This is a genomic window from Gemmiger formicilis, from assembly GCF_016901605.1.
Lineage (GTDB): Bacteria > Bacillota > Clostridia > Oscillospirales > Ruminococcaceae > Gemmiger > Gemmiger formicilis_B.
The window spans coordinates 1-11360 of the sequence record NZ_JACJKP010000094.1; the positions used below are offsets into that span (position 1 = coordinate 1).

The 11360-nt window shown below is 57.1% G+C and carries 10 protein-coding genes; 9 read left to right on the plus strand and 1 reads right to left on the minus strand.

Features of this window, described 5'->3' with window-relative positions; all coding sequences use genetic code 11:
- Positions 1 to 269 (plus strand): hypothetical protein (locus H6B10_RS08590; protein ID WP_204651216.1); only part of this gene is annotated, 269 nt, incomplete at its 5' end.
- Between the two features lie 31 nt (positions 270 to 300).
- On the opposite strand, the gene ppdK is transcribed toward H6B10_RS08590, so the two are convergent.
- Positions 301 to 2967 (minus strand): pyruvate, phosphate dikinase, encoded by a 2667-nt coding sequence (gene ppdK, locus H6B10_RS08595; RefSeq protein ID WP_204651217.1) that lies wholly within the window; start codon positions 2965 to 2967, stop codon positions 301 to 303.
- 337 nt (positions 2968 to 3304) lie between these two features.
- Here ppdK and H6B10_RS08600 point away from each other — a divergent pair, with 337 nt between their 5' ends.
- The 8 genes from H6B10_RS08600 to H6B10_RS08635 all read left to right on the plus strand — a co-directional run.
- Positions 3305 to 4039: a UDP-N-acetylglucosamine diphosphorylase gene (locus H6B10_RS08600; RefSeq protein ID WP_204651218.1), complete on the plus strand. Its 735-nt coding sequence runs from the start codon at positions 3305 to 3307 to the stop codon at positions 4037 to 4039.
- Between the two features lie 6 nt (positions 4040 to 4045).
- Positions 4046 to 4318 carry a hypothetical protein gene (locus H6B10_RS08605; RefSeq protein ID WP_204651219.1) on the plus strand — a complete coding sequence of 91 codons (273 nt, stop codon included), beginning with the start codon at positions 4046 to 4048 and terminating at the stop codon, positions 4316 to 4318.
- 25 nt (positions 4319 to 4343) lie between these two features.
- Positions 4344 to 4712 carry a YccF domain-containing protein gene (locus tag H6B10_RS08610; RefSeq protein ID WP_204651220.1) on the plus strand — a complete coding sequence of 123 codons (369 nt, stop codon included), beginning with the start codon at positions 4344 to 4346 and terminating at the stop codon, positions 4710 to 4712.
- Positions 4713 to 4756: 44 nt separating this feature from the next.
- The gene (pth, locus tag H6B10_RS08615) at positions 4757 to 5350 is read left to right on the plus strand and encodes an aminoacyl-tRNA hydrolase (RefSeq protein ID WP_204651221.1); all 594 of its coding nucleotides are present in this window, start codon (positions 4757 to 4759) and stop codon (positions 5348 to 5350) included.
- 13 nt (positions 5351 to 5363) lie between these two features.
- A complete protein-coding gene (locus H6B10_RS08620) occupies positions 5364 to 5894 on the plus strand; it encodes an SH3 domain-containing protein (protein WP_204651222.1) in 531 nt (176 codons plus the stop codon).
- Between the two features lie 69 nt (positions 5895 to 5963).
- Positions 5964 to 8189, plus strand: coding sequence for a DUF3160 domain-containing protein (locus H6B10_RS08625; protein WP_204651223.1), 2226 nt, complete (start codon positions 5964 to 5966; stop codon positions 8187 to 8189).
- Positions 8189 to 8716, plus strand: a complete 528-nt coding sequence (locus H6B10_RS08630; RefSeq protein ID WP_204651224.1) for a hypothetical protein — start codon at positions 8189 to 8191, stop codon at positions 8714 to 8716. Before H6B10_RS08625 ends, H6B10_RS08630 begins: the two co-directional genes overlap by 1 nt.
- An 11-nt stretch (positions 8717 to 8727) precedes the next feature.
- Positions 8728 to 11360: transcription-repair coupling factor (locus H6B10_RS08635; protein ID WP_204651225.1), on the plus strand; the 2633-nt coding region annotated here is incomplete at its 3' end.

Consider the following 11360-nt stretch of genomic DNA (forward strand, 5'->3'; position numbering starts at 1 on the left):
CTTCCTTTCTTGGTAAAAATAAGGCTTGCAAGAGGCGTTTTGTGCCCAAAAATGTATACGAAAAACCGGGTACATTTTCAGAAAATCCAGATTTTCCGGGCCCAAAATCGCCTTTTGAACAAAAAGTAGGCATAAAAAATCCCCCTGCAACTGAAATCAGTAGCAGGGGGATTGGCGTATTACAGGTAGATCTCCAAGTCGATATCACGCCATCGGCTTGGCTTTATCACGCTGTTATGCGTTTTTTGGAATGCTTGCGCATCCTCTAAGCTGAGCGTGAGCTCCAAGAGTCCAACGTAATTACTTGCGAGGATTCTTGATAGCGGCCTGAGCAGCAGCCAGACGAGCGATAGGCACACGGAAGGGAGAGCAGCTGACGTAGTCCAGGCCAACGTTGTGGCAGAACTCGACGCTGGAGGGGTCACCACCGTGCTCACCGCAGATGCCCAGACCCAGGTTGGGGTTGGTCTCGCGGCCGTCATGAGCAGCCATCTTGACCAGCTTGCCAACACCAATCTGATCCAGATGCTGGAACGGATCGCTCTCGTAGATCTTGGTATCGTAGTAAGCGGTCAGGAACTTGGCAGCGTCGTCACGGCTGAAGCCAAAGGTCATCTGAGTCAGGTCGTTGGTGCCGAAGCTGAAGAAGTCAGCTTCCTTGGCAATCTCACCGGCGGTCAGAGCAGCGCGCGGAATCTCGATCATGGTACCAACTTCGTACTTCATGTCAACGCCAGCATCAGCAATGAGCTTGTCGGCGGTCTTGACAACCACGTCCTTGACGTACTTGAGTTCCTTGACCTCGCCCACCAGAGGAATCATGATGTGCGGGGTGATCATCTTGCCGGTCTCGGCGCTGACCTTCAGGGCAGCCTTGATAACGGCGTTGGTCTGCATCTCGGCGATTTCCGGATAGGTAACGGCCAGACGGCAGCCACGGTGACCCATCATGGGGTTGAACTCGTGCAGGCTGACAACAACGTTGTTCAGCTCTTCGGTGGTCATGCCCATGTCCTTGGCCAGAGCTTCGATTTCCTCGGGCTTGGTGGGCAGGAACTCATGCAGCGGCGGATCCAGGTAACGGATGGTCATCGGACGGTCGCCCATGATGCGGTACATAGCGGTGAAGTCGGCCTCCTGATAGGGCTCGACCTTGGCCAGAGCAGCCTTGCGCTCCTCAACAGTACGGGCGCAGATCATCTCACGGACAGCCTTGATGCGGTCCTCAGCGAAGAACATGTGCTCGGTACGGCACAGACCGATGCCTTCAGCACCCATATCAACGGCGTTCTGAGCGTCGCGCGGGTTATCAGCGTTGGTCAGGACCTTCATCTGACGGGCAGCGTCAGCCCAGCCCATGAAGCGCTTGAAGTTGGCGTTCTCGGTGGAAGCCACAGTAGCGATCTGGCCTTCGTAGATGTTGCCGGTAGAACCGTCAATGCTCATCCAGTCGCCCTCATGGAAGACATGACCGTTGATGGTGATGGTCTTGCCCTCGTAGTCGATGGTGACATTGTTGTCGTTGCCGCAGCCGGAAACACAGCAGGTGCCCATGCCACGAGCGACAACGGCGGCGTGGCTGGTCATACCGCCACGGACGGTCAGGATGCCCTGAGAAACCTGCATACCAACGATATCTTCGGGGCTGGTTTCGAGACGAACCAGAACAACCTTGGCCCAGGCTTCGTCCTTAACCTTCTCTTCGGCGTCCTCAGCAGAGAAGACAACACGGCCGCAGGCAGATCCCGGAGAAGCAGCCAGGCCCTTGCCGATAGCTTCGGCAGCCTTCAGAGCGGCAGCGTCAAACTGCGGGTGCAGCAGGGTGTCCAGCTGCTTGGGCTCAACGCGCAGCACAGCGGTCTGCTCGCTGATCACACCTTCGTCCACCAGGTCGCAGGCGATCTGCAGAGCAGCCTGAGCGGTACGCTTGCCGTTACGGGTCTGCAGCATGAAGAGCTTGCCATCCTCGATGGTGAACTCCATGTCCTGCATATCTTTGTAGTAGTTCTCGAGGCGGGTAGCGATCTCAACGAACTGATCGTAAACCTCGGGCATCTCCTCATGCAGCTTGCTGATGGGAGAAGGAGTGCGGATACCGGCAACGACGTCTTCGCCCTGAGCGTTGATGAGGTATTCGCCCATCAGCTTCTTCTCGCCGGTAGCGGGGTTACGGGTGAACGCAACGCCGGTGCCGGAACGCATGCCGGAGTTGCCGAATGCCATCTGCTGAACGTTAACAGCAGTGCCCCACTCGTAGGGGATCTCGTTCATCTTACGATAAACGTTGGCGCGGGGGTTGTCCCAAGAACGGAAAACAGCCTTGACGGCGCCGATCAGCTGCTCTTTGGGGTCCTGCGGGAACTCGCTGCCCTGCTTCTCGCGGTAGATCTGCTTGAACTCTTTAACCAGTTCCTTCAGATCGTCAGCGGTCAGGTCAACGTCCTGAGTAACACCCTTGCGCTCCTTCATAGCGTCGATGCGCTCTTCGAAGAAGCTCTTGCCCAGCTCCATAACAACATCAGAGTACATCTGGATGAAGCGACGGTAGCAGTCATAAGCAAAGCGGGGGTTGTCGGTCTTCTTGGCCAGACCCTCAACAGCCTGGTCGTTCAGGCCCAGGTTGAGGATGGTATCCATCATGCCGGGCATGGACTGACGGGCACCGGAACGGACGGAAACCAGCAGCGGGTTTTCAACGGAGCCGAAGGTCTTACCGGTCTGCTCCTCCAGGATGCCCATGTACTTGAAGATATCCGCCTTGATCTCATCGTTGATCTCGCGGTTGTCTGCATAATACTGGGTGCAGGCCTCAGTGGTGATGGTGAAGCCCTGCGGAACCGGCATGCCGGCGTGGGTCATCTCGGCCAGGCCGGCGCCCTTGCCACCCAGAATGTTCTTCATGGTGGTCTGGTCGCCGCCGAAGGCTTCATGGCCCTCTTTGAACAGGTACAAGAATTTCTTGCTCATACTAACCTCCCAAAAACGGTAACGTGTTTTGCATCACAACGTTCGTGTTTGCATAGTCCATTATAACAGACCCCAAATCGAATTTCTAGTGGATTGTTAAAAAAATGCTCAATAGTTTCGCCGAAAAACCACCAAACTTTTCTCCCCAAGGTATTGCATTTTGCACAAAATTCGTGTAAAATATACTGGGCGGAAAGTTCGGAATTTGTTCCACACTTTTCGCTTTTTTGTATTTAAGGGATTTTTGCCCGTTCCTTCTTTTTTCTGGTTGCGAAAACTTTTCCCTTGGGGTACAATAGCTATATCATTAAGGTATTTATTAGTGAGGGGGAGTCTTATGTCTACCGCTAAAGAAAATTTCGAAATGGCACAGCAGCGCTTTGCCGCCGCTTTTGAACGCCATCTGGCCAACGGTGTGGAATTCATCAGCCGTGAGGTATACATTGATCCGGAGGTGGAAATCGCCCCCGGCGCCACCATCCTGCCGGGCTGCATCCTGCGCGGCAAGACCGTGATCGGTGCAAACTGTGTGATCGGTCCCAACACACTGCTGGAGGATACCGTTGTGGAAGAAGGTTCCACCATCAACGCCAGCCAGTGTTACCAGAGCCACATCGGCCCCAACAACAAGATTGGTCCGTTCACCCATGTGCGCCCCGGCACCAAGACCGCCGAAGGCTGCCACCTGGGCGCTTATGTGGAAACCAAGAATGCCGACTTCGCCGAAGGCAACACCGTCAGCCACCTGACCTACATCGGAGATGCTACGGTGGGCAAGTACTGCAACTTCGGCTGCGGTACCGTCACCTGCAACTACGACGGTGAAGGCAAGTTCCATACCACCATCGGTGATTACGCATTTATTGGCTGCAACACCAACCTGGTGGCCCCGGTCACGGTGGGTGACCACGCCTTCACGGCCGCCGGTTCCACCATCGGCCACGATGTTCCCGCCGGGGCACTGGGCATCGAACGTGCCAAGCAGGCCAACGTTCCCGCCTGGGGCGAACATAAGCTGGAAAAGTACATTGCCAAAAAGCAGAAACTGGAGGCCGACAAGAGAAAGGGCTGATGGCTTGTGTTCTCTATCTTTTTGATGCTGCTGGGTTGGCAGGAACTGGTTTGCACCTTTGATGCGGTACAATACGGCACCACCGTACAGGCACTGCAAAAGGAGGGTATCCCCTGCCGTACCCGTACCATCCATTTCGGCAGCGCCACCCAGCGCACCGGTACTTTTTACGCTTTGGGCGAGAATCCCGCCCGCAGCATGGAGTACCAGATTTTTGTAAAAAAAGCCGATTTTCCCAAAGCGCAATTGATTCTGCAGGGGCGGCTGCACTCCCTGTAACTTTACCCAAACGAAAGGATTGTTTATGAAGCTTCTCGGAAACCTGTTGTGGTGCCTGCTGGGCGGTCTGGTCAGCGCATTGAGCTGGGCTTTGGCCGGTCTGCTGTGGTGCATCACCATCGTAGGCATCCCGGTGGGGCTCCAGTGTTTCAAATTTGCATCGCTGAGCCTGTTCCCCTTCGGCAAAGAGATCATTTTTGCCGGCGGTGCCCCGTCTGTACTGCTCAACATCATCTGGCTGTTGGTCTCCGGTCTGCCGTTGGCCATTGCCCATGCGGCGTGGGGCTGCATTTTGTGCATCACCATCATCGGCATTCCCTTCGGGCTGCAGTTTTTCAAAATTGCACGGCTGGCCCTGCTGCCCTTCGGCAGCCGCGTTGTCACCGTAGGATGACCTTTTGCCGCCCAGAAAACAGCAAGGAGTGTTCATAGGATTATATGAGTCTTTTTCAAACCACCTCGGGTGCCGACTGGCTGATTGCCGGTCTGGGCAACCCCGAGCCTAAATATGACAACACCCGCCACAATGCCGGTTTTGAAGCATTGGATTACCTGGCAGCCCAGTGGCAGTGTTCCCTGAACAAAAGCAAATGGCAGGGCCTGTACGGCACCACACAGGTAGGCGACCACAAGGTGGTTCTGTTGAAACCCCTTACCTACATGAACCTGAGCGGTCAAAGCATTGCCCCTGCCGCCAACTTTTATAAGATCCCGGCCAATCACATCATCGTGCTGTGCGATGATATCACCCAGCAGCCGGGACATCTGCGCATCCGTCCCCATGGTTCCGCAGGCGGTCACAACGGGCTGAAAAGCATCATTGCCAGCCTGGGAACGGAAGAATTTTACCGTATCCGCATCGGAATCGGCGCCAAGCCCAATCCGCAGTACGATCTGGCCGCCTGGGTGCTGGGCAAGTTACCCCCCGAAGACCGTAAAGCAATGACTGACCGTTACGACGACATTGAACAAGCCTGCAAACTGTTGATGGATGACAATTTGCAGTATGCACAGAACAAATTTAACCGTTAAAGGAGATAGACCCATGAGCTCTCTTCGTAAAAAAGCGTTGATCCGTCTGCTGCTGTGTGCCCTTGTGCTGATCATTACCATCGTGTTCAGCGTTCTTTTGCTGAACGGTACGTTTGACGGCAACAGCGGAAGCACTTCTGATTCCACCAGTGCATCGGATTCCGTCAGCGAACCCGCGTCCGATTCTGCCGCTTCCACCGATCCTTCCGGCGAGGGCGAAGCCGTTCCCGAAGAGGGGGCGGAATCTGTTGCCGAGCCCACTCCGGAGCCGACGCCGGAACCCACCCCTGTGAACTTTGACGGTCTGAGCGAGCAGCCCACCACCGTTTACGCGGAAGGCGAGCAGCCCGGCTTTACCGTAACGCCTGATTCCAACATGAATCTGCGTGCCGGTCCCAGCACCGATTTTGACAAGGTCGGACAGATTCCTGCCGGTACGGCTGTTACCGCCCTGGGCACCAACGCCGATGAAACCTGGGTCGTCGTCCAGTATGAAGGCACCTACGGCTGGCTGGCCAAGGAGTACCTGAACGCTGCTTCTTAATGTTCAAACCGAAAAGAGTTCCCGCGCAAAGATTTCCTGCTACAACTGAATAAAAAGAGGAGGTTCCCGATGAAAAAGCGAATCCCATCCCTGCTGTTATCCGCTGCATTGCTGGCCACCTGTGTCGGCTGTCAGACCACGCCGACCTCTGCTGTGTCCGAAACTGTCTCCTCCTCCGACTCCTCCGCCGCTTCAGAAGATACCGCCGCACAGCCCTCCGCTACGGCGGCACCGGCGGCCGACCCTGTCCGCCTTTTGCAGAAGCTGCCCATCCTGTATGATGAAAGCCTCTCCCCTGCCGTGCCGGAATTCACCGTGAACCCGGATTTTTCCAACGTGCTCAACGCGGACATCACCAGTTTCTGGAGCGACGAAGCCAAGCAAAAACTGCTGGACAACGGTTTTGTGGTGGATGGTTCCAACACCTCTGAGTTTTTCTCTCTGTACGAAATGAACCGCTACAGCTATACTCCCAATTTCGTCACCGTTGATTCCGCATTGCACACCTATCATCTCTACTTCCTGTATTTGCAGAAAAAAGTCGAGCAGGAGCACCTGCTGCCGCTTTTGCAGGAACTGACCTCCGCCATGCTGGATCAGAGCAAAGCCCAGGCCCAAGCCCTTGCGGGCACCGACTGGGAAAACGCCGCCAACCGCAACGTAGCCTACTTTACGGTTGCCGCCGCCCTGCTGGACCCCACTGTGGCCACTGACTCGTCGATTCCCCAGGCTGCCGCCGAAGAGCTGGCCCTGATCGAGGCTGCTTCCGGTATTTCGGTATCTCCTGTCATGGCCATGGGAGCATCCAACTCCACCCATAACGAAGATTATACCCAGTACATTCCCCGCAGTTACTACACCGACAGCGAGGACCTGACCCGTTATTTCAAAGCCATGATGTGGTATGGTCGGCTGGCTTTCCTGCAGTCTGACGAGGATGAGACCCGCAGTTCCCTGCTGATCAATCTGGCCCTGCGGGACAGCAACTCGGCGGAAAACTGGGAGCGCATCTACAAGGTAACCAGCTTTTTTGCCGGTGCCAGCGATGACGCCACCTACAGCGATACCATGCCTTTGGTGGAGGCCGCTTACGGTACCGATGTACAGGTAAGCGCCCTGCCCGGCGACACTGCAGCCTGGCAGGCATATACCGATTCTCTCTCCACTTTGCAGCCTGCCGCTATCAATTCCATGCCCATTTACGAATGGGAAGACCGGGATGAAGCTACCGCCGGTTACCGTTTTATGGGCCAGCGTTACACCCTGGACGCTGACGTACTGCAGAACCTGGTATACCGCAACGTAGAGAAAGCAGACAACGGCAGCCAGCGTATGCTGCCCGACGCCCTGGACGTTCCGGCCGCTTTCGGTTCCGAAACCGCACTGGACCTTCTGCACAGTCAGGGGGATACCGATTACCCCAACTATGACGAGCAGATGGACAAGATGCGCACCAAGCTTGCCGAAGCCACAGATGCCGTCTGGAATGCCAGTCTTTATTCTGCCTGGCTGAACACGCTGCGCCCCCTGACCGAAACCCGCGGAGAAGGCTGGCCCCAGTATATGCAAACCGAAGCCTGGCGCACCAAGTCGCTGGCAACCTTCCTGGGCAGCTGGACCGAACTGAAACATGACACCGCGCTGTACAGCAAACAGGTTTATGCCGAAATGGGCGGCGGCGGTATAGAAGAGGCGGATGACCGCGGCTGGGTCGAAACCGAGCCGGTTGTCTTTGGACGTCTGGCCGCTCTGACCCAGGCCACTTCCGAAGGCCTGGATGCCTTGGGCCTGCTGGATGATGCTTCCCGGGAAAACCTGGACAAGCTGGCCGAGCTGAACAACCGCCTGATGGTCATTGCCGAAAAGGAACTGCGCAACGAACTGCCTACCGATGAAGAGTTCGAACTGATCCGCAGCTACGGCGGGCAGCTGGAACATTTCTGGACGGAGGCGGTAGCCACCGGTGACGAAACCTTTATTTCTCCCGAAAGCAAACCCGCTGCCCTTGTGGCTGACATTGCCACCGACCCCAACGGGGAAGTTCTGCAGACCGGCACCTCGGTCCATACCATTTATGTGCTGGTCAGCGTGGACGGTTCTCCCCGCATTGCCAAAGGTACTGTATTCGGTTTCTATCAGTTCAAGCAGCCGATGGACGCACGTATGACTGACCAGCAGTGGTGGGCCGAATTGGGATTGGCCCCGGGAGAGGACGGAACATATAACTGGGATAACCCCGCCGCCCCCGCCGACTGGACGGGTTCTTACACTCTTTCCAGGCTGTACAACTACTGATGCGGCGCTTGGTTGCCCGGCTGCTGTACGCCGCCATGATGATCGGCTTATCGCTGACCCTGCTGTGGTACCGGGGTGTGTTTTTGCCTAGTGGACAATCCCGCAGTGACGCTTTGACCCTGCCGGGACACAACCTGATGCTGACCCTGCAGCAGAACCGCTTTTCTGTGGAAGAAGAAGGCATGCAGCTGTGGCAAAGCGATACCGGGCTGCATGTTCAGGATTTTCTGACCTGCGACCTGGACCGTGACGGCGAAACCGAGTTGTTGCTGCTTACCTGGCGGCGCGGAAACTACGGCCCCAGCAAACCATTTTGGGTTTCGCGCAACGATACCGGTTGGAGCCAGCACATTTTTATTTACAATTGGCAAAACGGCACCCCCGTGCCGCAATGGATGTCCAGTCGATTGCGGCCGGAGGTGGCCCGTTGGGCCCTGCACGACAAAGATCAATTGTTCATTGTAACGCCGGACGGCACCGAGACCCTGTGGCAATGGGGTTATTGGGGCCTGGAACGGATTGCCTGATTACAAGTATCATGATGCTGTTTGATTCACGTTTTACACAAACCAAGGAATACGAAAAACTGGCGCATGCGCTCTCCGATCCGGGGGCATGCGCCTTATTTGGGCTGCCGGGTTCCGGCCGTGCCCTGGTGTACGCTGCCCTGTCGCGGCAGCTGAACCGCCCTTTGTGCATTGTAACCCCCGGTGAGGCAGAGGCAACCCGTTTTGCTTCCGACCTGAACACCCTGGGCATTGCTGCGGCGGTGTTCCCTGCCCGGGACTATGTTCTGCGCCCCATCGAAGGCACTGCCCGCGAGTACGAATACCGCCGTTTGAGCGTGCTTGGCGACCTGGTGGGCGGCCGTTTGCAGGCGGTCTGTGTTTCGGAAGAAGGGTTGAGCCAGTACACCACCCCCAAGCAGGATTTTTGCGCCAACACCCGTACCCTGCACCCGGGGGATTCCCTGCCCCGCGCCGAACTGACCGCCCTGCTGTACAGCGCCGGCTATACCCGCCGCACCCAGGTAGACGGTCCCGGTCAGTTTTCCATCCGCGGCGACATTGTAGACTTGTTTGCCCCCGATATGAAGCAGCCCGTGCGTATGGAGTTCTGGGGCGACGAAATCGACACCATGCACACCTTTGATCTGACCACCCAGCGGCGGGAAGATCCCATTGAAAAAATATATGTAAGCCCTGCGCGGGAAGTGCTGTTCGGCGCCCCCGCCGATGCGGCGGCCCTGCTGCGCGCCTTTTTGAAAAAGCAGCGCGGCAAAAAGCGCACTGCGCTGGAAGCCTGCATGGCTTCCGAACTGGCACAGCTGGACGGCGGTGCCACACCGGTCAACCTGGATAAATTCCTGGCAGTGCGTTACCCGCAACCGGCCACCCTGCTGGATTACTTCGATGACCCGCTGCTGATACTGGAAGAACCCGCTTCGATCCGGGAAGCGCAGCGTGCCACGGCCTACCGCCGCGGCGAGGAATTGACCACCCTGCTCAACGATGGTATTCTGGCTGCCGGGCTGAACGCCCTGTATGCCGATCCGTCCTGGCTGTGGACGCTGCCCGCTCACAATCCCACCATCTGCGCCGAAAACTTTGCCCGCAGTATGCCGGACCTGGCACTGAAGGCAATCATCAACGCCCCGGCTCACTCGCTGCCTGCCTGGAGCGGTGAAGTGGCCAACCTGCTGGAAGACCTGCAGCCCCTTTGCGATGGCGGGGCCTGTGTCACCGTTATGGCCGGCACGCCCCGTGCCGCCGCCGGTCTGGCCGCCGACCTGCGTGTGAAAGGGCTGAACGTCACTACCGACGGAGAGGTATCCCCTGCCGCCGGTCTTGTGCAGATTCTGCCCGGGCAGCTCTCCGCCGGGTGCAGTCTGCCTTTTGCTAAATACGCAGTCTTTACGGCCCGTGCCTTTGGCGTAAGCAGCGCCCAGAAGAAGAAAAAGCGAAACAAAGACGCTTTGAACAGCCTGAGCGAGATTTCGCCCGGGGACCTGGTCGTGCACCAGAATCACGGTATCGGCCGCTATGCGGGCATTCAGCGGATGGCCGTACAGGGCGTGACCAAGGACTACCTGCGAATCGAGTACGACAAGAAAGATGTTCTGTATGTACCGGTCACACAGCTGGACCTGCTCTCCCGTTATACCGCACCGGGGGACCGCGACAACGTAAAGCTGAGCCGCCTGGGCGGAAGTGACTGGGCCAAGACTCGCAAACGGGTCAAGGCTGCCACAGAAGCCATGGCCAAAGAGCTGATTGAGTTGTATGCCCGCCGCAAACAGGCCAAGGGCTACGCCTTCCCCGCCGATGATACCTGGCAGGGGGATTTTGAGCAGCGCTTTGCCTACGATGAAACGCCTGACCAGCTGACTTGTGCCGCAGACATCAAACACGATATGGAACAGCCCTGGCCCATGGACCGGCTGCTTTGCGGCGACGTGGGTGTGGGAAAGACCGAAGTGGCTTTGCGCGCCGCCTTTAAATGTGTGATGGGCGGCAAGCAGTGTGCCATTCTGGCCCCCACCACTATTCTGGCCTGGCAGCACTTCAACACCGCCATCGCCCGTATGGAAGCCTATCCCATCCGCATCGGGCTGCTCTCCCGCTACCGCAGCAACAAGGAACAGAAGGAAACGCTGCGCGGCCTGAAGGACGGCACTGTGGATATCGTCGTGGGCACTCATCGCCTGCTTTCGGACGATGTAAAGTTCCACGATCTGGGGCTGGTCATCATCGATGAGGAGCAGCGGTTTGGCGTCAAACACAAAGAAAAACTCAAAGAAGCCTTCATCGGCGTGGATATGCTGACCCTGTCGGCCACCCCCATCCCCCGCACCCTGAATATGGCCCTGTCCGGCATCCGTGATATGAGCACCATTGAACAACCGCCTTTTGAGCGCCAGCCCGTGGAAACCTACGTTCTGGAATACGACGAGGGCATTGTGGCGGAAGCCATTCGCAAGGAACTGGCCCGGGGCGGACAGGTCTACTACCTGCATAACCGGGTGGACAACATCAACGAATGTGCCACCCGCATTGGCAAACTGGTTCCCGGCGCCCGGGTAGGCATTGCCCACGGCAAGATGACCGAAGAACAGATTTCCTCGGTATGGCAGCAGCTGTTGGACAACGAAATTGACGTTCTGGTCTGCAC